Origin of the sequence: Pseudomonas tumuqii (genome assembly GCF_013184545.1) — a bacterium.
GTDB classification, from domain to species: Bacteria; Pseudomonadota; Gammaproteobacteria; order Pseudomonadales; family Pseudomonadaceae; genus Aquipseudomonas; species Aquipseudomonas tumuqii.
On the sequence record NZ_JAAOJA010000003.1, the window covers coordinates 102,018 to 119,464 of the forward strand.

21 protein-coding genes are annotated in these 17,447 nt (G+C 62.9%); 10 read left to right on the forward strand and 11 right to left on the reverse strand.

Annotation, left to right across the window (positions count from 1 at the left end):
• The first annotated feature begins 104 nt into the window (after positions 1–104).
• Positions 105–938 carry a nucleoside triphosphate pyrophosphohydrolase gene (gene mazG / locus G9C89_RS06920; RefSeq protein WP_172146672.1) on the forward strand — a complete coding sequence of 278 codons (834 nt, stop codon included), beginning with the start codon at positions 105–107 and terminating at the stop codon, positions 936–938.
• 49 nt (positions 939–987) lie between these two features.
• A complete protein-coding gene (locus tag G9C89_RS06925; RefSeq protein WP_172146675.1) occupies positions 988–1,527 on the forward strand; it encodes a DUF2058 domain-containing protein in 540 nt (179 codons plus the stop codon).
• Between the two features lie 317 nt (positions 1,528–1,844).
• On the opposite strand, the gene G9C89_RS06930 is transcribed toward G9C89_RS06925, so the two are convergent.
• Genes G9C89_RS06930 through purM form a run of 3 tightly spaced genes read right to left on the reverse strand, consistent with a single transcriptional unit; the run spans position 1,845 to position 4,278 of the window.
• Positions 1,845–2,561 (reverse strand): DUF3108 domain-containing protein, encoded by a 717-nt coding sequence (locus G9C89_RS06930; protein ID WP_172146678.1) that lies wholly within the window; start codon positions 2,559–2,561, stop codon positions 1,845–1,847.
• A gap of 8 nt (positions 2,562–2,569) precedes the next feature.
• Positions 2,570–3,220, reverse strand: a complete 651-nt coding sequence (purN, locus tag G9C89_RS06935) for a phosphoribosylglycinamide formyltransferase (protein ID WP_172146681.1) — start codon at positions 3,218–3,220, stop codon at positions 2,570–2,572.
• On the reverse strand, positions 3,220–4,278 hold the full coding sequence (purM, locus tag G9C89_RS06940) for a phosphoribosylformylglycinamidine cyclo-ligase (RefSeq protein WP_172146684.1): 1,059 nt from the start codon (positions 4,276–4,278) through the stop codon (positions 3,220–3,222). Before purM ends, purN begins: the two co-directional genes overlap by 1 nt.
• A 199-nt stretch (positions 4,279–4,477) precedes the next feature.
• Between purM and G9C89_RS06945 the strand changes: the two genes are divergently transcribed.
• The 3 genes from G9C89_RS06945 to hda all read left to right on the forward strand — a co-directional run bounded on the left by G9C89_RS06945 (position 4,478) and on the right by hda (position 7,479).
• Positions 4,478–5,521 carry a DUF2066 domain-containing protein gene (locus tag G9C89_RS06945; RefSeq protein WP_172146686.1) on the forward strand — a complete coding sequence of 348 codons (1,044 nt, stop codon included), beginning with the start codon at positions 4,478–4,480 and terminating at the stop codon, positions 5,519–5,521.
• A 165-nt stretch (positions 5,522–5,686) separates the two neighbouring features.
• Entirely contained in the window at positions 5,687–6,778 is a 1,092-nt protein-coding gene (locus G9C89_RS06950; RefSeq protein ID WP_172146688.1) for an AI-2E family transporter, read from the forward strand.
• Positions 6,775–7,479 (forward strand): DnaA regulatory inactivator Hda, encoded by a 705-nt coding sequence (gene hda, locus G9C89_RS06955; RefSeq protein WP_172146690.1) that lies wholly within the window; start codon positions 6,775–6,777, stop codon positions 7,477–7,479. Before G9C89_RS06950 ends, hda begins: the two co-directional genes overlap by 4 nt.
• Before the next feature lie 129 nt (positions 7,480–7,608).
• Here the strand turns inward: hda and G9C89_RS06960 are convergent, their stop codons facing one another.
• The 3 genes from G9C89_RS06960 to arsC are packed head-to-tail and all read right to left on the reverse strand — an operon-like array spanning position 7,609 to position 8,967.
• Positions 7,609–8,019: a DUF2069 domain-containing protein gene (locus G9C89_RS06960; RefSeq protein ID WP_172146692.1), complete on the reverse strand. Its 411-nt coding sequence runs from the start codon at positions 8,017–8,019 to the stop codon at positions 7,609–7,611.
• Complete coding sequence (gene wrbA, locus G9C89_RS06965; protein ID WP_172146694.1) at positions 8,012–8,617, reverse strand: NAD(P)H:quinone oxidoreductase; 606 nt, start codon at positions 8,615–8,617, stop codon at positions 8,012–8,014. Before wrbA ends, G9C89_RS06960 begins: the two co-directional genes overlap by 8 nt.
• The gene (gene arsC / locus G9C89_RS06970; RefSeq protein ID WP_172146696.1) at positions 8,614–8,967 is read right to left on the reverse strand and encodes an arsenate reductase (glutaredoxin); all 354 of its coding nucleotides are present in this window, start codon (positions 8,965–8,967) and stop codon (positions 8,614–8,616) included. Before arsC ends, wrbA begins: the two co-directional genes overlap by 4 nt.
• Before the next feature lie 121 nt (positions 8,968–9,088).
• On the opposite strand from arsC, the gene G9C89_RS06975 reads away from it, so the two are divergent.
• Positions 9,089–10,309 carry a virulence factor BrkB family protein gene (locus G9C89_RS06975; RefSeq protein ID WP_172146698.1) on the forward strand — a complete coding sequence of 407 codons (1,221 nt, stop codon included), beginning with the start codon at positions 9,089–9,091 and terminating at the stop codon, positions 10,307–10,309.
• A gap of 181 nt (positions 10,310–10,490) precedes the next feature.
• On the forward strand, positions 10,491–10,706 hold the full coding sequence (locus G9C89_RS06980; RefSeq protein ID WP_172146701.1) for a hypothetical protein: 216 nt from the start codon (positions 10,491–10,493) through the stop codon (positions 10,704–10,706).
• 50 nt (positions 10,707–10,756) lie between these two features.
• Here the strand turns inward: G9C89_RS06980 and G9C89_RS06985 are convergent, their stop codons facing one another.
• Both G9C89_RS06985 and G9C89_RS06990 read right to left on the reverse strand, forming a co-directional pair.
• Complete coding sequence (locus tag G9C89_RS06985; protein WP_172146704.1) at positions 10,757–11,149, reverse strand: hypothetical protein; 393 nt, start codon at positions 11,147–11,149, stop codon at positions 10,757–10,759.
• A gap of 127 nt (positions 11,150–11,276) precedes the next feature.
• Positions 11,277–12,686: a PilZ domain-containing protein gene (locus tag G9C89_RS06990; RefSeq protein WP_172146707.1), complete on the reverse strand. Its 1,410-nt coding sequence runs from the start codon at positions 12,684–12,686 to the stop codon at positions 11,277–11,279.
• Positions 12,687–12,716: 30 nt separating this feature from the next.
• Between G9C89_RS06990 and G9C89_RS06995 the strand changes: the two genes are divergently transcribed.
• Both G9C89_RS06995 and G9C89_RS07000 read left to right on the forward strand, forming a co-directional pair.
• Positions 12,717–13,196 carry a TlpA disulfide reductase family protein gene (locus tag G9C89_RS06995; protein WP_172146709.1) on the forward strand — a complete coding sequence of 160 codons (480 nt, stop codon included), beginning with the start codon at positions 12,717–12,719 and terminating at the stop codon, positions 13,194–13,196.
• Between the two features lie 4 nt (positions 13,197–13,200).
• Positions 13,201–13,476 carry an acylphosphatase gene (locus tag G9C89_RS07000; protein ID WP_172146711.1) on the forward strand — a complete coding sequence of 92 codons (276 nt, stop codon included), beginning with the start codon at positions 13,201–13,203 and terminating at the stop codon, positions 13,474–13,476.
• A 146-nt stretch (positions 13,477–13,622) separates the two neighbouring features.
• On the opposite strand, the gene G9C89_RS07005 is transcribed toward G9C89_RS07000, so the two are convergent.
• Genes G9C89_RS07005 through G9C89_RS07015 form a run of 3 tightly spaced genes read right to left on the reverse strand, consistent with a single transcriptional unit; the run spans position 13,623 to position 16,897 of the window.
• Positions 13,623–14,195: a transglycosylase SLT domain-containing protein gene (locus G9C89_RS07005; RefSeq protein WP_172147513.1), complete on the reverse strand. Its 573-nt coding sequence runs from the start codon at positions 14,193–14,195 to the stop codon at positions 13,623–13,625.
• Positions 14,196–14,203: 8 nt separating this feature from the next.
• Positions 14,204–15,157 carry a hypothetical protein gene (locus G9C89_RS07010; RefSeq protein ID WP_172146713.1) on the reverse strand — a complete coding sequence of 318 codons (954 nt, stop codon included), beginning with the start codon at positions 15,155–15,157 and terminating at the stop codon, positions 14,204–14,206.
• A 24-nt stretch (positions 15,158–15,181) separates the two neighbouring features.
• Positions 15,182–16,897 carry a proline--tRNA ligase gene (locus tag G9C89_RS07015; RefSeq protein ID WP_172146715.1) on the reverse strand — a complete coding sequence of 572 codons (1,716 nt, stop codon included), beginning with the start codon at positions 16,895–16,897 and terminating at the stop codon, positions 15,182–15,184.
• Between the two features lie 114 nt (positions 16,898–17,011).
• Here G9C89_RS07015 and G9C89_RS07020 point away from each other — a divergent pair, with 114 nt between their 5' ends.
• The gene (locus G9C89_RS07020; RefSeq protein WP_172147514.1) at positions 17,012–17,419 is read left to right on the forward strand and encodes a PaaI family thioesterase; all 408 of its coding nucleotides are present in this window, start codon (positions 17,012–17,014) and stop codon (positions 17,417–17,419) included.
• The last annotated feature ends 28 nt before the right edge of the window (positions 17,420–17,447 follow it).

The following is a 17,447-nucleotide window of genomic DNA, read 5'->3' on the forward strand; positions in this document are numbered from 1 at the left end:
CCCCTTCGCCTTGTCTGACCTTCGCTCGCGACGCTCAGGATCGATTGCTATAGCCGCGCAGGTTGGACGAAACGTCATCCCCTGCGACTGAATCGGAACTTGCCATGTACCAACTCGACGACCTGCTGCACCTGATGGCCCGTCTGCGCGACCCGCAGCATGGCTGCCCGTGGGACTTGAAGCAGTCCTACGCGAGCATCGTGCCCTACACCATCGAAGAGGCCTACGAGGTGGCCGACGCCATCGAGCGCGGCGACTTCGAGCACCTGCCGGGGGAGTTGGGCGACCTGCTGTTCCAGGTGGTGTATTACAGCCAGCTGGCCAAGGAGGAGGGGCGCTTCGAGTTTGTCGAGGTGGTCGACGGCATCACCCGCAAGCTGCTGCGCCGCCATCCTCACGTGTTCGTCGACGGCGACCTGTATGGCACGCCGGACGTGGCCAGGCTCGAAGAGGCGGCAGTCAGGCAGCGTTGGGAAGAGCTCAAGGCCGAGGAACGCGCCGAGAAGGCCGCCACGCCTGAGCAGTTGTCGTTGCTAGAGGATGTGCCCAATGCCTTGCCGGCCCTGAGTCGCGCGGTCAAATTGCAGAAGCGCGCCGCCCAGGTCGGTTTCGACTGGCCCGCGGCCTTGCCAGTGGTGGACAAGGTGCGCGAGGAGCTGGATGAAGTGCTCGAGGCCATGAGCGAGAATGATCCGCAGGCGATCGCCGAGGAGGTCGGTGACCTGCTGTTCGTGGTGACCAATCTCGCCCGCCACCTCAAGGTCGACCCGGAGTCGGCACTGCGTGCCGCCAATGGCAAGTTCGAGCAGCGCTTTCGTTTTATCGAACAGGCATTGCGCGAAGCCGGGCGGGCCATGGAAGATTGCGACCTGGAAGAATTGGATGTGCTCTGGGGCGAAGCCAAGAAGCTGGAACAGCAGCAAACACCGGATTGCTGATTTCGCGGGACTGGTTTCATCCACTATTTATTGTTCGGAAAGGTAGGTTATGGCGATCTCACTACGCGATCAGTTGCTCAAAGCCGGGCTGGTCAACGAAAAGCAGGCCAAGCAGGTCAGCAAGGAAAAACAGAAGCAGCAGCGCCTGGAGCACAAGGGCCAGGTCGAGAAGGACCAGTCGCAAAAGCTCGCCGCCCAGCAGGCCATGGCCGAGAAGGCCGCGCGCGATCAGGAGCTGAACCGGCAGCAGCAGGAAAAGATCGAGCAGAAGGCCCGTGCCGCGCAGATCAAGCAACTGATCGAAGTGTCCCGGTTGCCCAAGCTGACCACCGAGGATTATTACAATTTCGTCGACGACAAGAAGGTCAAGCGCCTGTCGGTGAACAAGCTGATGCGCGACAAGCTCAGCAGCGGCTCGCTGGCCATCGTGCGCAGTGGCGGCGGTTATGAAGTGATCCCGCGCGAAGCGGCGCTGAAGATTCAGGAGCGCGACCCGCAGCGCGTGGTCATGCTCAATACCCCGACCGAAGCCCCGGATGCCGACGATCCGTACGCCGCCTACCAGGTGCCGGATGATCTGATGTGGTAAGGGCCATGCTGCCATAGGGTGCGCGGGGCCGCCTAGGCCGTGCGCACCCTAAGCGTCTTCTACCGGCAGTGCGCACGGCACACCCTCCTTGCGTCGAGTCGATGCCCGGATGCGATTCGGGAGCTTCCTGTGCAACCGCTATTGCCCCGGATTGCATCCGGGCTACGGTCCTCGGGTGTTTGGTAGGAGGGCGGGGCGTCCAGTTGCATGGCTGCACGCAATAGAGCATGCCTGCCAAAAGCATCGCGGGCATGGCCCGCTCCTACTCATGAAAAAGCCGGGCATCGCCCGGCCTCTCTGTTTCCAGTGTCTGGAAATCAGTCGCGGCGGCCTTCGACCGGCTTGCCGTCGACCGTGCCGTCCTTGAGCATGATCTGGTATTCCTTGCCGTCCTTTTCCACCTGATGCAGGCGAACCAGCAAATAGCTCCAGTCCTTGGCGAACCAGAGCACGGTTTTACGGCTGCTTTGCGTCGGGTCGCGCACGCGCTCGACCTTGATCGCGTCGATCTGGCCGGCTTTGGTGCGCACGACTTCTTCGCCGAGGACGCGGAAATCGTAGGTTTCGATTTCGTCGCCGTCGATCACCTGGTAGCTCATGCTTTTCTTGCCAGCGGCAACGTCGTATTGCAGCACCAGTTGATAGGTCGATTTGTCCTGCAAACCACGATTGAGCGGAAAGCTCACCGGGTCGCCACGGTCGTTGCCGGTCACTTGCTTGCCGGCCCAATCGAAGTCGTGCTCGATTTTCTTGCCTTTGCCCAGGCCGCTGCGTTCGAAGCGATAGGTCAGGGGCAGAAAGGTGTTGCTGTCGAGGCGGAAGGTGCTCTGTTCGCTAAGGCTGGCGACCAGCATGGAGGCTTCGAAGTTGAGCTGCCAGCGCTCGTTGTCCAGGGCCTGCAGGCTGCGTTCTGCGGTGCCGCTGACCGGCAGTTGCTTCCAGTCGGCGGTATAGCTGGCGGAGAACGGCTTCAGCTCGCTGGCCAGGGCCGGCAAGCTGAATAAGGCGAGGGCGAACAGTAAGGCGCGACGCATGGTATCTCCTAGGTGCGGATCAGGTGGCCGGTGCTCGGCAGTGGCTGGCCATCCAGCATTGCGCCTTGCGCATCCAGACGCAAGCGACCTTCGGCGAACCAGCGCACGGCCAACGGGTAGATCAGGTGTTCCTGTTCGTGCACCCGTTGCGCCAGGCTGTCCAGCGAGTCGTGCGACTGTACCGGGATCACTGCCTGTACGACCAGGGGGCCGCCGTCGAGTTCCTCGGTGACGAAGTGCACGCTGCAGCCATGCTCGCCGTCGCCCGCCTCGAGTGCCCGCTGGTGGGTATGCAGGCCCTTGTATTTGGGCAGCAACGAGGGGTGGATGTTGAGCAGGCGTCCGGCGTAGTGGCGGACGAAGTCGCTGCTGAGGATGCGCATGAAGCCGGCCAGTACCACCAGTTGCGGTTCGAAGGCGTCGATAGCCTCGATCAGCGCCGCATCGAAGGCTTCACGGCCGGCAAAGGCTTTGTGGTCGAGCACGCAGGTGTCGATGCCGGCAGCCTTGGCGCGCTCCAGGCCATAGGCATCGGCGCGGTTGGAGAGCACCGCGCGGATGCGCACCGGGTTATCGCCCGCCTGGCTGCTGTCGATCAGCGCCTGCAGGTTGCTGCCGGAGCCGGAGATCAGCACCACTACATTGCAGGCGGTCGGCATCAATGGCGCTTCAGGTTGTTCAGGATGACGCGCTCGGCGCCTGCGGCGGCGGTGGCGATCTGGCCGATCAGCCACGGCTGCTCGCCGGCATCACGCAGGGTCTTGAGGGTGAGTTCGACCTGGTCCTGGGCCACGCAGATGACCATGCCGACGCCGCAGTTGAGCACGCGGTGCATTTCGGTTTCGTCGACGTTGCCTTGTTCTTGCAGCCAGTCGAATACCGCCGGGCGAGTCCAGCTGGCCACGTCGACCACGGCCTGGGCGCCATCCGGCAGCACGCGCGGGATGTTGTCGAGCAGGCCGCCGCCGGTGATGTGGGCCATGGCCTTGACTGCGCCGGTGTCCTTGATCAGCTTGAGCAGCGGTTTGACGTAGATGCGCGTCGGGGCCATCAGCAGGTCGGTCAGCGGCGTGCCGTCGAGCTGGATGGTTTCGATATCGGCGCCCGCGACTTCGATGATCTTGCGGATCAGCGAGTAGCCGTTGGAGTGCGGGCCGGAGGACGGCAGGGCGATCAGGGCGTCGCCGCTGGCGACCCTGGAGCCGTCGATGATCTCGGCTTTTTCCACTACACCGACGCAGAAGCCGGCCAGGTCGTAGTCCTCGCCCTCGTACATGCCGGGCATTTCGGCGGTTTCGCCACCGACCAGCGAGCAGCCGGCCAGTTCGCAGCCGGCACCGATGCCGGTGACCACGGTGGCGGCCACGTCGACGTTGAGCTTGCCGGTGGCATAGTAGTCGAGGAAGAACAGCGGCTCGGCGCCACATACCACCAGGTCGTTGACGCACATGGCGACCAGATCCTGGCCGATGCTGTCGTGCCGGTTCAGGTTCAGCGCCAGGCGCAGTTTGGTGCCGACGCCGTCGGTGCCGGACACCAGCACCGGTTGCTTGTAGCCGGCCGGGATCTCGCAAAGGGCGCCGAAGCCGCCCAGGCCACCCATGACTTCCGGACGCGCAGTGCGTTTGGCCACGCTTTTGATGCGCTCGACCAGGGCTTCGCCTGCGTCGATGTCTACACCTGCGTCCTTGTAGCTGATGGAGGGTTGCTTGCTCATAGATCCAGGCCTTTAAGGGGGAGTTCGGATGTGCACCGGCGCTGCGGCGGTCGGTCTGCGAAGGCGCGCGATTTTATCAGGCTTGCCGGGCAGCGGCCACCCGCGCCGTGTGGTGGTTGCCGGGGCGCGGGCGGCTGTTTAAGGTATAAGCCGTGTACCATGGCTTGTACGCCGCCTTCCGTCTGTCGAGAACCTATTCATGCGCCTGATCGCCCGTCTGTTGATTTGCTGCCTGCCACTGTTCAGCCTGTCCAGCGAGGCGGCGACGGTGAGCGATCTGTATCAGGTCCGCGAGCCGGTCGCCAGCCAGCAGCCGGAGGAGCGTGACGCGGCCCTGGGCCGCGCCCTGCAGACCCTGGTGCTGCGTTTGACCGGCGACCGCGAGGCGGTAAACAACCCGGCGCTGGCCGAACTGCGCCAGGATCCGCAGCAGATCATCAGCCAGTATGGTTACGAAGAAGACAGCTTGCTGGTTGATTTCGATTCTGTCAGCACCGACCGCAGCCTGCGTCAGGCCGGGTTGTCGCTGTGGGGTGCCAATCGTCCGGCGATTCTGGCCTGGTGGCTGAATGATGCCAGCGATGGTTCGAACCTGGTCGGCGATGGTCAGAGCAGCGCCGTACCCTTGCATCAGGCGGCGCAGCACCGTGGTTTGCCGCTGCGCTTGCCGATTGCCGACTTGAACGAGCAGTTGCTGGCGACGCCCGAGAACCTCGGGGCGGTCGAACCGGAGGCGCTGCGGACTGCCTCCGAGCGCTATGCCGCCGATGCCCTGCTGGCCGTGCAGGCGCGTGAAGATAACGGTGAGTGGCAGGCCCAATGGCGTCTGTGGTTGGGTGATACGCGCGAGCAAGGCAAGGCCCAGGGCGCCGATCAAGCGGCACTGGCCGATGCCGTGCTGTTGCTGGTGAGCGAGCGGCTGGCACAACGCTACGTGGTGGCCCCAGGCGCGGCGACCAGCCTGACCCTGGAAGTGCAGGGTGCCGATCTGGCACGCTATGCCGAGCTGCAACGCATTCTTGAGCCGCTGGCGGCGCAATTGCACAAGGTCGAGGGTGACCGCCTGATCTATCGCGTCAATGCCAATGCCGAGCAGTTGCGCGCGCAGCTGGCGCTGGTGCATTTGCAGGAAGTGGCGGTCGAAGCGCTGCCGGTCGATGCCAGCCAGTCGCCGCAGTCGCCGCCCGGCGAGCCTCCACCTCAGGTGCTACGGCGTGACGATGTGCTGCGTTTTCGCTGGTAGACTGCCGCGGGTCGCCGAACGCGGACCGCCGAAACGCGGGTTGTCGCATCGGTGGTTTGAAAACTGCCGCTCAATACGGCGCGGCACTCCAGTTTGTGCGTTGCTCTGTCAGGCTTTCATTCATGGGCCTGCAGATTGTCTGGTTGCACCAATCGAGGGTTGAGCATGATTGATTCACGTCGCTGGCTATGGATAGCTGGGCTGCTCCTGCTCGGTTGGCTGCTGTACCTGCTGCAACCGATTCTCTCGCCGTTCCTGATCGGCGTGCTGCTGGCTTACCTGGGTGATCCGCTGGTCGATCGGCTCGAGCGCTGGAAGCTTTCGCGCACCTGGGGCGTGATCGTGGTCTTCGCCCTGTTCAGCCTGATCCTGGCGATTTTGCTGCTGGTGCTGGTGCCGATGCTCGGCAAGCAGCTGATGCGCCTCTACGAACTGGCGCCGCAAATGCTCGACTGGACGCAGAATCAAGCGCTGCCTTGGGTGCAGGCCAAACTGGGGCTGAGTGACGGTTTCTGGCGCTTCGATCAGCTCAAGGCGGCATTCTCCAAACACCTGGGCGAAACCACCGACATTCTCGGCATGCTCCTGTCAAAAGCCACGGCCTCGGGCCTGGCCCTGCTGGCCTGGCTGGTCAATCTGCTGCTGATCCCGGTGGTCAGCTTCTACCTGATGCGCGATTGGGACCTGATGGTCGCGAGGTTGCGTGGCTTGTTGCCCCGCAACCAAGAAGGGCTGGTGGTGAAACTGGTCGGCGAATGTCACGAGGTGCTCGGTGCCTTCTTGCGCGGGCAGCTGTTGGTGATGCTGGCGCTGGGGGTGATGTACGCCGTCGGCCTGATGCTGATCGGTCTGGAGCTGGGGCTGTTGATCGGTTTGCTGGCCGGCCTGGCCAGCATCGTGCCTTACCTGGGCGTGGTGGTGGGGATCGGCGCGGCGCTGACTGCCGGCCTGTTTCAGTTCGGCGGCGATTTCTACCCGCTGCTGGCCATTGCCGCCGTCTTCACCGTCGGCCAGATGCTCGAAGGCATGCTGCTGACCCCCTGGCTGGTCGGTGATCGGATCGGCCTGCATCCGGTGGCGGTGATCTTCGCGATCATGGCCGGCGGCCAGCTATTCGGTTTCACGGGTGTGCTGCTGGCGTTGCCGGTGGCGGCAGTGATCATGGTTCTAGTGCGCCATGCGCATGATTTATATAAACTTTCGGATCTTTATGGGGAGCCCCCCAGTGCTTCCGACGAGCCGATCAGCCCTGCATGAGACCCATTCAACTGCCCTTGGGCGTGCGTCTGCGTGATGACGCCACTTTTGCCAACTACTATCCCGGCGCCAATGCTGCGGCGCTTGGCTATGTCGAGCGCCTGTGTGAGGCGGAGGCTGGCTGGGCGGAAAGCCTGATCTACCTCTGGGGCGGCGCGGGGGTGGGTCGTAGTCATCTGCTGCAGGCGGCCTGTCTGCGTTTCGAGCAGCGCGGCGAGCCGGCGGTGTATCTGCCGCTGGCCGAGCTGGTCGAGTACGGCCCGGCCATGCTGGATAACCTGGAGCAGTGCGAGCTGGTCTGTCTCGATGACCTGGATGCCGTGGCCGGGCGCAACGATTGGGAAGAAGCATTGTTCCACCTGTTCAACCGCTTGCGCGATAGCGGTCGACGTTTGCTCCTGGCGGCCAGCAGTTCGCCGCGCGAGCTGCCAGTCAAACTGGCCGACCTGCAGTCGCGCCTGACCCTGGCGCTGGTTTTCCAGTTGCAGTCGCTGTCCGATGAAGACAAGTTGCGTGCCTTGCAGCTGCGCGCTTCGCGCCGTGGCCTGCACCTCAGCGATGAGGTCGGCCGCTTTATCCTGACCCGCGGCGAGCGCAGCATGAGTGCGCTGTTCGAGTTGCTCGAGCGCCTGGATCAGGCCTCCCTGCAGGCCCAGCGCAAGCTGACCATTCCCTTTCTCAAAGAGACGTTGGGTTGGTAATAATCGATTGCCTGGTCGCTGCCGCTAACCCATCGGACTGATATCGCCGGTACATCCGTGACAGGCGCCACCCCGCTCCAAGAGCGTGGCCCGGTGAGTCGGGCAGCACCTGTTGCAGCCGTTGCTAACTCAATTTTCCCCAGCCAGTTTGCGGTCGTACTGGAAGCACCAGCGGGTGTACATCAGGGCGGCGCAGAACAGGCTGACGCTGAGCAGGGCTTGCACCCAGCCAAACAGCGCCTTGGACGGATCGAAGGCGGCCAGTACTCCCTGGATGAAGTACAGGTTGACCACGAAGCAGGTCCAGGCGTGGGCGCGGGCGTTGCCGATGATCAGGCCGGGGGCGAGCAGCAGCAAAGGGGCCAACTGGAAGGCCAGGATCACCCAGAGCAGTTTGCTCGGTATGTCGGCGAACATCAGGTTCCACACCAGCAGCAACACCGTCAGGGCCAGGAAGCTTGCCAGGCTGACGGCACGGCTGACGGCCATGCGCGGCTTCAGCCAGCCGAGCGACGGCAGGGGTTTGGGGAGTTTAGCCACGGATGCTCTCCAGTTTAAGTGCGGTGTGCGCCAGGCGCTGGCCGAGTACGCGGCAGAGGGTGATTTCATGTTCGTCGAGGGCGCGCTTGCCGTCGGCGCCAGCATGATGGCTGGGGCCGTAAGGCGTACCGCCGCCGCGGGTTTCCAGCAGCGCGGACTCGCTGTAGGGCAGGCCGGTGATCAGCATGCCGTGGTGCAGCAGTGGCAGCATCATCGACAGCAGGGTGGTTTCCTGGCCACCATGCAGGCTGGCGGTGGAGGTGAATACGCCAGCCGGTTTGCCGACCAGACCGCCGCTCAGCCATAGGCTGCTGGTGCCGTCGAGGAAGTACTTCAGCGGCGCCGCCATATTGCCGAAGCGGGTCGGGCTGCCCAGGGCCAGGCCCGCGCAGTTCTTCAGGTCGTCGAGGCTGACGTACAGCGCGCCTTCGGCGGGAATCTGCGGGGCTACCGCTTCGCACTCGCTGGAGATGGCCGGTACCGTGCGTAGGCGCGCCTCCAGGCCGGCCATTTCCACGCCGCGGGCGATCTGGCGGGCCATGTCGGCAGTGGCGCCGTGGCGGCTGTAATACAGCACCAGAATATAAGGGGCGCTCACGGCAGGAGCTCCAGGACTTTCTCCGGTGGCCGGCCAATCACCGCTTTGCTGCCGACGATCAGGATCGGCCGCTCGATCAGTTTCGGATGGGCAACCATGGCCTCGATCAGTTGCGCCTCGCTCAGGGCGGGGTCGGCCAGGTTCAGCGTGCGGTATTCGTCTTCGCCGCTGCGCAGCAGTTGCCGGGCGCCGATCCCCAGTTTGCCGAGCAGGTCGCTCAATTGGGCGGCGCTGGGCGGGGTTTCCAGGTAACGCACGATGGTCGGCGCGAGGCCGCGCGCTTCGAGCAGTTGCAGGGCGCCACGGGATTTCGAGCAGCGGGGATTGTGATAGAGCGTCAGATCGGTCATATGCAGGTCGCATCTTGCGTCAGGTGGCGGCTATTCTAACCGCGTCGACGCCCTAGTCTGAACAGGGCGGCGTATTTGTGGTCTGCAATGGGGCCAGTTGGCTAATCGCTAAGGAGAGGGCATGCGTCAGCGCGTGAATGATTGGTTGGAATTCTGGCGCTTTCTGCTGCAGCGCTTTCTCGCCGATCGCGGCGCCAACAATGCCGCTGCGCTGACCTACACCACGCTGTTCGCGGTGGTGCCGATGATGACCGTGACCTTCGCCATGCTCTCTGCCGTGCCGGCATTTCAGGGCACGGGAGAGCAAATCCAGGCGTTTATTTTTCGTAACTTCGTGCCATCGACCGGCGAAATGGTCCAGGAATACCTGCGCAATTTCACGGTCCAGGCCCGCCAGTTGACCTGGATCGGCGTGGTGGTGCTGGCGGTTACCGCCTTCCTGATGCTGGTAACCATCGAAAAAGCCTTCAATACCATCTGGCGAGTGCGTCAGCCGCGCCGGGGCGTCTCGAGCTTTCTGCTGTACTGGGCCATTCTGAGCCTGGGGCCGATCCTGCTCGGCACCGGCTTCGCGGTCAGTACCTATATCGCTTCGCTGTCGCTGCTCTCCGGGCCCGATGCGCTGATGGGCGCAAAAACCCTGTTGGGTTTCGCGCCGCTGCTGTTCAGCGTGGCGGCCTTTACCCTGCTCTATGCCTCGGTGCCCAATGCGCGTGTGCCCTTGCAGCATGCGCTGTTGGGCGGGTTGTTCACCGCTGTGCTGTTCGAGGTGGCTAAAGCGCTGTTCGGGCTTTATGTGCAGCGTTTCCCGGGCTATCAGTTGATTTACGGTGCCTTTGCCACGGTGCCGTTGTTCCTCCTGTGGATCTACCTGTCCTGGTTGATCGTGTTGTTTGGCGCCGAATTGGTCTGCAACCTGAGCTCGTCGCATCAGTGGCGCAAGCGCGCCATGCCGAAGTTGTTGGTGGTGATGGGGGTCTTGCGGGTGTTTTATGCGCGCCAGCAGTCGGGTCTGAAAGTGCGCCATCGCGATGTGCAGCGCCAGGGCTGGCTGTTGCCGGAGCATGAGTGGGAGGAGGTGCTCGAGTTTCTCGAGCAGCAGCTGTTGGTGGCGCCGACCAGTGCGGGAGCCTGGGTGCTGAGCCGTGATCTCGATCACTACAGCCTGCAGCAGTTGCTGAGTCGCAGTCCCTGGCCGTTGCCACAGCTCAACCAGTTGCCGGAACAGCTCGATGAGCCCTGGTATCCAGCGCTGCGCCAGGCGCTGGAGCGGCTGTACGAGGAGCAGGCAGTGCTGTTCGATGGCAGCCTGGCGGACTGGCTGAATCCGGTGACCGAGTGACAAAAAGCGTCAGTTTACGGCGTGGAGGCGGCCGCAATAGGCGAGAGTTTTTTCACAAGCTCTCATAGCTATTGGCACGGGCAGGCCATCGGTGGGGCCAAAGCAGGCTGGCACGCTTCTGGCAATCGTTATGGCAGATTGCAATCAGGTTGTCGGCATTGATGGGGATTGAAGGCGTTTCATGACAATTGAACATTTTAGCGAAGCCACTCATGGCAAGGTGATCCACGTGCATCAACGCGATCCGCAAGAAGCGCTGGAGCGGCTGAACCGGATTACCGGGCTGCATTTTGCACGCTGGCCCGAGTCGCTGGTGCCTCATCCCGCAGAATCCGCAGAACCCGTAACAGAACCGCTAGCCGAGCACGGCGGCTGCGCAGTGCGAGTCGGTGCCTGAGCACAGTAAAACCCCGCGGTTCTCGCGGGGTTGGTCGACGCGCTGCAGGCTCAGGCCGAAACTTGGCGGCTGTGTTGGCGGGTCGCTTCGACCGCTTGTATGAACAACTCTTCGACCACCAGCGTTGCCGCTGGCACCGCAGAGCGCAGGCGTATCTGCATATCTTCGATCTTGTGTTTGACCGGGAGTCTGGCGACCCCGGACAGCAGGATCTTGTTGTGCAGGCTGACTTTGCCGTGATCCACGCTGACTTCGCGGCGCTTGTCGCCATCACGATAGCTGACCAGCAAAGATACCGGCAGATTGGCCAGCCCCGGCAGTTGTAGCCAGGTGGCGATGTTGTATTCGGCTACACGCCCCTCGTAGGGCGTGACCAGCAGATGGGCAGCATCGACGATGCGCGATGGCGCAGGGCCGATCAACTTGTCGTGGGCGTTGGTCATTGTGCTGTTCCCGGGCTTATAGCGGAGCGTATCGATACGATGGGCAACAAATTATAAGCAGGGCTGTGCCGAGCAAACTGTGCACTCGACCGTCGTCGGCTGTGATTCGTCTCGCAGTTTCTGGTGTTCAGGCCAGTTGCAACGGGTGGCGCGTGACCGAGACGGTGCTGAGGTCGGCCGGGGGTAGCGGCATGATCACCTGGTTATGCACGTTGGCCTGCTGCAGCCAGAGGTTTTCCCCTTCGCCGAATTGCCCATTGGGCAGCCACAGTCCGTGATGCCAGCCATTGCCGGGTGCCGGTGTGCTCTGCAAAACGCCTTGGTGAGTTTGTGCGCTGGGGGTGCGGCGCAGCCAGACCGGTTTCACCAGGCCTTTCAGGTAGTGCAGACCCAGGTGCAACCCCTCGATATTGAGATGACGCCAGCGCACCAGCGCCAGAAGCGGTGCCGGGCTGCTGGTCAGCAAGAGCACCAGTTGCCCCACTGCTATGTGCGCCGTTTGATCGGGGTGACACAGCAGGCGCGCGCCACCTGCACTGGCATCGAGCATCTGGGCGGCCGAGGGGGAAGGCCGCGTCTCCAGCAGTTGGGCGTGGATAGCGGGCAAGCCCACCAGCAGGTTGCAGGCCAGATCGAGCTCTTCGCGAGGGTAACGACGTTGCTGCTGGCCCATCCAGTGGTGTTGGACACGTTCGAGCAGTTGGCGCTCGTGGGTGCTCTGCAGTGGGGCTGGATCATGCAGGGCGACCAGCAAGGCGCCCAGCTCGAAACGCCGCAGGCAGTCGCGGCTGCCGTCGGGTTGTTGCTGATAGCCGAGACAAGGCTGCGACTCTGTCAGGTCGACGATCGGGGCCTCGCTGTCGCCCTCGTCATCCCAAGGCAGCAGGCGAGCCAGGCCTGCCAGGGGCGCGAGGGCGCCAAACAACTGGGGGCATTCGCCCTCGGCAAGGTGAAAGGGGTTGCTCAAGGCGAGCAGCAGCATCTGCTGGTAAATGCCGCGCAGGGTGCTCGCCGGCGCTGGCAGGAAGGCTGCTGCGACCGGCTCATCCAGGCACTCCTGATGTTCGCCGATCCAGTACAGCAGATGGCTGTCGCGCCACAGGCTGGGTGGCGGTTCCTGATACAGCTGGTAGTGGCGCAACAGGCTCTGGGCGAGGAAGTGCAGGGCCATATACAGGCACCAGGCCAAATGCGGGCGCGAAGGTTGCCGGCCTTTGAGGATCTGCAGCAGCAGGCGTTTGAAACCGATAGCCAGCTCGTTGCACAGGCGCACGAACAGTGGCGACGGGGGCTTGCCGTCAAGGTAGGCCGCGGCATAGTGTCGATATTCATCGCTGCAGTTTTGCAGCGCGCGTTGCCTTTCGAGTAAGGTCATGGCACTGCGGTTGAGCCTGAACAACAGGCCGAGCACCTGTTGCAGCGCATCTTCGTGCTGCAGCGAACGCGCTTGGGCTAACCGCTCGTTGAGGTCGGCCAAAGGCGCCGCGTCTTCTTCGAGGATGTCCGGCACTTCAAGGCGCAAGGCATCTAGCGTCATATCAACCCAATGTGGACGAGGAGCGAATGCATGGGAAGGCGATTCCAGGTCGTGATTCGTGCGGTAACGGGAATCTGCGCCGGCTTGATTCTGGCTGGTTGCGCTGAAGATGTCGGCGTCGATCAGCATGGACGAAAGGTACCGGCTGAGCGTCTGGAAGGCCAGTGGTTGGTGATTAATTACTGGGCCGAGTGGTGTGCGCCCTGTCGTAGCGAAATTCCCCAACTGAATGCCCTCGCCGTGCAGCTCGAGGCGCAATCGGTGAGCGTCGTGGGGGTGAACTTCGACGGTCTGCAGGGCGCGGATTTGACCAAGGCGTCCCAGGCGATGGGAATTGAATTCACCGTGCTCGAGCAAGACCCGGCCGCGCGCTATGGGCTGCCGGCCAGTGCCGTGTTGCCGGTCACCTATATCGTCGATGACAAGGGGCGGATGCGCGAACGTTTGCTCGGCGAACAGACGGCGCTCGGCTTGGCGGCGCGGGTGCAGGCCTTGCGCACTGGAGGGTAGTGGCATGCAGCGAATCTGTTTACATGGTTATGTCAGTGGTCGGGTGCAGGGGGTGTTTTTCCGCCAAGCCACTGCCGAACAAGCCGAACGCCTGGATGTGGATGGCTGGGTACGCAACCTCGGTGACGGTCGCGTCGAGGTGTTGTGCGAAGGTGAGGAGGCCGCGGTGCGCGAGCTGGCCAGCTGGCTGGAGCAGGGGCCGCCAAAGGCCAAGGTCACCGCGGTCGAGCTGGAGGAACAGGCGTTGCAAGGGATCGCCGGATTCATCGTGCGGCGCTGATGGTTTAGACGCGGACTTGTCCGCGAAGTTTGTTGCGCTCGCGCCACCGCCTCGCGGACAAGTGGTAGCTCGAATGCAATCCGGGAGATGTGCGCGCGAACCTTCCCCGGATTACATCCAGGCGGTTTCGTCGAGCAATCGGCGAATCACGGCTTGACGTACCAGAAGTCGTGCCAGAAACCGATGACCTTGGCGGGGTAGGTCTGCTTGCCGAGGCTGCCGTTGTAGCGCGCCAGGGCGCGGCTCAGATTGCCGTTCTCTTTGCGCAGATAGAAGCTGAGGATGGTGCAGCCGTAGCGCAGATTGGTGGCGTTATCGGTGAGGTTGTCCTGCGGGCGGCCGAGTTCGGCTTTCCAGAACGGCATGACCTGCATCATGCCCTGGGCGCCAGCCGAGGAAATGGCGAAGCGGTCGAAATGGCTTTCCGTGTGGATCAGGGCCAGGACCAGGTCGGGGCGCAAGCCGGCCTTGCTGGCTTCGCGGTGCACCAGCCTGAGCAGGGTCAGGCGTTCTTCCGCGACGGGGATATAGCGCGTCATGCGGGTCGACATGTCCAGCAGCCAGACTTCCGCATCGAAGCGATCCTGAAAACTGTCGGCTTCGGCCACCGTGCGCTGCAGCAGCGCACGCAGTTCCGGCTCGGGTGCCTGGCGCAGGTTGGCATGGCTGGGCAGGCACAGCAGGGTCAGCAGCAGGGTCAGGCACAGGCGCAAGGCCAGGCTCCGGCTCAGTCGTTGCCGGGGTCGGCAACCAGACGCCCGGCATCCTGCATCAGTGCCAGCAGGAAGCTTTCCTGCAGTTCGGGGTCGTTGCGGGTTAGTTCGATCAGGCTCTGTTCCAGCTCGCTGGCTTCTTCCTCCAGACCCAGCTCGGACAAGCGCTTGACCCGATGTACCCACTGTTCGACATCATCGTCTTCCAGATCGTCGTAGATCAGCTTGTGCGCTTCCTGCAGCTTGCCGCGCAGGGTGCGACTGACCAGCAAGGCGGCATCCGCCCGGGTCGAGCCTTGCGGGTCTGCGACGCTCAACTGCAAGGTGCCGATACGGCTGACATCCTGCTCGGCAAAGGGGCTGTCGAGCAGGTTGAGGCGCAGCACGCCATTGCGGTCGGTCAGCAGCTCATGGGTTTGTCCGTCAGCTTCGACCAGTACCGGGCGCTCGGCCCAGGGCAGGCTGGAGTATTCCGTACGGGCGTCCTGGCGTTGCTCGTCGAGGCTGGCGAGGTTCTGCTGCGAGCGGCCGTTGGACTCGACGTTGATGAACGGATTGAGCCCGGCAAAGCCATAGCTGATCCAGTCTTTGGTGGCGCTGTCCGGCAGGCTGCCGAGCAACACCACGTTGAGCACGTTGGCGCCGATGCCGGCGACCACGGCAACCGCGCCCAACGGCACTTCGTAGAGTTCGCGCCAGGGCTGGTAGGGCGTGTAGCGGTCGTAACGACGGCTGACCTCGAAGGCGGTCACCTCGAAGGTCTTCTGTTCATGCACCCGCACCCGCCGCTGCGGCAGTTCCAGTACGCGCGGCTCGCCCACGTCTATTTGCAGGCTGTGATCCAGCAGTTTGCGCTCGACACGCTCCTCATGTTCGCTGCGTTGCGGCAACTGGTTGGCGCAGCCACTCAAAAAGAGGGCGCCGCAGAGTGCGGCGCCGACGAGGCCTAGGGTGCTTCGTTTGAACATGACGGCTCTTATCAAAGGCTGAAATCAGCGGCGGATACGTGCGTGGATGAAGGACATGATGTCGGCGACGGCAACCACCTGAGCCTCAGTTTCCTGACGGCTCTTGTACTCCAGATTGCCATCGGCCAGGCCGCGATCGCTGATTACGATGCGATGGGGGATGCCGATCAATTCCATGTCTGCGAATTTGATGCCGGGACTGGTCTTTTTGTCACGGTCATCGAGCAGTACTTCAAAGCCGGCAGCCGTCAGGTCGGCATAGAGTCGGTCGGTGGTTTCACGTACGGCGTCGGTTTCATAACGCAGCGGCACCAGGGCGATCTGGAACGGTGCCAGTGTGTCGTTCCAGAGAATCCCGCGCTCGTCGTTGTTCTGCTCGATGGCCGCGGCCACCACGCGCGATACGCCGATGCCGTAGCAACCCATGGTCAGGGTCGCCGGCTTGCCATTCTCACCCATCACGGTGCAGTTCAGCGCTTCGCTGTATTTGCTGCCCAGCTGGAAGATGTGCCCGACTTCGATGCCGCGCTTGATCTCCAGCGTGCCCTGGCCATCCGGGCTCGGGTCGCCAGCGATGACGTTGCGCAGGTCGGCGACCATCGGCAGGGGCAGGTCGCGCTCCCAGTTCACGCCAAAGTAGTGCTTGTCGTCGATGTTGGCGCCAATCACGAAATCGCTCATCAGGGCGACCGAGCGATCGACGATGCACGGCAGTGGCAGATTCAGCGGGCCGAGGGAGCCGGCACCGGCGCCGATGGCGTCGCGCAGTTCCGCTTCCGAGGCAAAGACCAGCGGGCTGGCCACTTGTTCCAGGTTGGCCGCCTTGATTTCGTTGAGGTCGTGGTCGCCGCGAATGATCAGGGCGATCAGCGTGCCGGCTTCGGCACCATGCACCACCAGGGTCTTGATGGTTTTCTCGATGGTCACGTCGAACTGGCTGACCAGATCGTTGATGGTCTTGGTGTTCAGGGTTTCGACCAGGCGCAGCGTTTCGCTCGCTTCGCCGCGCACGGTTTCGCGCGGAATGGCTTCGGCCTTCTCGATATTGGCGGCGTAGTCGGAGCTGTCGCTGAAGGCGATATCGTCTTCGCCGGATTCGGCCAGCACATGGAACTCATGGGAGCCGGTGCCGCCGATCGAGCCGGTATCGGCCTGTACCGGGCGGAAATTCAGGCCCAGGCGGGTGAATATCTTGCAGTAGGCCTGGTGCATGCGGTCATAGGTCGCTTGCAGCGACGCCTGATCGACATGGAAGGAGTAGGCGTCCTTCATGATGAACTCACGGCCACGCATCAGGCCGAAACGCGGGCGGATCTCGTCGCGGAACTTGGTCTGGATCTGGTACAGGTTGAGCGGCAGTTGCTTGTAGCTGCTCAATTCATTGCGCGCCAGGTCGGTGATCACTTCTTCGTGGGTCGGGCCGACGCAGAACTCGCGACCGTGGCGATCCTTCAGGCGCAGCAACTCGGGGCCATATTGCTCCCAGCGCCCCGACTCCTGCCACAACTCGGCGGGTTGGATCGCCGGCATCAGCACCTCGAGGGCGCCTGCGGCATTCATTTCCTCGCGGACGATGGCCTCCACCTTGCGCATTACGCGCAGGCCCATCGGCAGCCAGGTATACAGGCCCGAAGCGAGCTTGCGGATCATTCCGGCACGCAGCATCAGCTGGTGGCTGATCACTACGGCATCGGAAGGGGTTTCTTTGAGTGTCGAGAGCAGGAACTGACTGGTGCGCATAATTGGCCGTTCTGTCGGTTGCAAGGGCTTTTGATAGGTCGGCATTGTACGGTGCCTGTACTGTTGCGTACAGGATGCAGGCAGGCGGTTCGGGAGGAGGTGAGCGTGACGGTATTGACGGCGGAACAGGTTCAGGCGTTGATTCGGGCGGGTTTGCCCATGGCCGAGGATATCGAGCTGTGCATCGACCGGCTGGATGCGCAGGGTGTGCTGGCGCGGGTGCCCTTTCATGCCAAGTTGGTGCGTCCCGGCGGCACGCTGTCGGGGCCGACCATTATGGCACTGGCGGATGCGGCCATGTATGCAGTAGTGCTGGGGCGGCTGGGGCGCGTGGAAATGGCGGTCACGTCGAACCTGAATATCAACTTTCTGGTCAAGCCCAAGCCGGTGGACTTGTTGGCCGCGGCGCGGATATTACGTTTGAGTCGGCGCCAGGCGGTGTGCGAAGTGTCGCTTTATTCGCTGGGCAATGAAGAAGAGTTGGTGGCGCATGTGACCGGAACTTATGCATTGCCACTTTGATGAGTGTTGGTTAAATAATGATCAGCAT

Bases quoted from the DNA above. Each gene is read 5' to 3' on its own strand.
- mazG (WP_172146672.1), top strand. From the start codon at position 105: ATGTACCAACTCGACGACCTGCTGCACCTGATGGCCCGTCTGCGCGAC.
- G9C89_RS06925 (WP_172146675.1), top strand. From the start codon at position 988: ATGGCGATCTCACTACGCGATCAGTTGCTCAAAGCCGGGCTGGTCAAC.
- G9C89_RS06930 (WP_172146678.1), bottom strand. From the start codon at position 2,561: ATGCGTCGCGCCTTACTGTTCGCCCTCGCCTTATTCAGCTTGCCGGCC.
- purN (WP_172146681.1), bottom strand. From the start codon at position 3,220: ATGCCGACCGCCTGCAATGTAGTGGTGCTGATCTCCGGCTCCGGCAGC.
- purM (WP_172146684.1), bottom strand. From the start codon at position 4,278: ATGAGCAAGCAACCCTCCATCAGCTACAAGGACGCAGGTGTAGACATC.
- G9C89_RS06945 (WP_172146686.1), top strand. From the start codon at position 4,478: ATGCGCCTGATCGCCCGTCTGTTGATTTGCTGCCTGCCACTGTTCAGC.
- G9C89_RS06950 (WP_172146688.1), top strand. From the start codon at position 5,687: ATGATTGATTCACGTCGCTGGCTATGGATAGCTGGGCTGCTCCTGCTC.
- hda (WP_172146690.1), top strand. From the start codon at position 6,775: ATGAGACCCATTCAACTGCCCTTGGGCGTGCGTCTGCGTGATGACGCC.
- arsC (WP_172146696.1), bottom strand. From the start codon at position 8,967: ATGACCGATCTGACGCTCTATCACAATCCCCGCTGCTCGAAATCCCGT.
- G9C89_RS06975 (WP_172146698.1), top strand. From the start codon at position 9,089: ATGCGTCAGCGCGTGAATGATTGGTTGGAATTCTGGCGCTTTCTGCTG.
- G9C89_RS06980 (WP_172146701.1), top strand. From the start codon at position 10,491: ATGACAATTGAACATTTTAGCGAAGCCACTCATGGCAAGGTGATCCAC.
- G9C89_RS06985 (WP_172146704.1), bottom strand. From the start codon at position 11,149: ATGACCAACGCCCACGACAAGTTGATCGGCCCTGCGCCATCGCGCATC.
- G9C89_RS06990 (WP_172146707.1), bottom strand. From the start codon at position 12,686: ATGACGCTAGATGCCTTGCGCCTTGAAGTGCCGGACATCCTCGAAGAA.
- G9C89_RS06995 (WP_172146709.1), top strand. From the start codon at position 12,717: ATGGGAAGGCGATTCCAGGTCGTGATTCGTGCGGTAACGGGAATCTGC.
- G9C89_RS07000 (WP_172146711.1), top strand. From the start codon at position 13,201: ATGCAGCGAATCTGTTTACATGGTTATGTCAGTGGTCGGGTGCAGGGG.
- G9C89_RS07010 (WP_172146713.1), bottom strand. From the start codon at position 15,157: ATGTTCAAACGAAGCACCCTAGGCCTCGTCGGCGCCGCACTCTGCGGC.
- G9C89_RS07015 (WP_172146715.1), bottom strand. From the start codon at position 16,897: ATGCGCACCAGTCAGTTCCTGCTCTCGACACTCAAAGAAACCCCTTCC.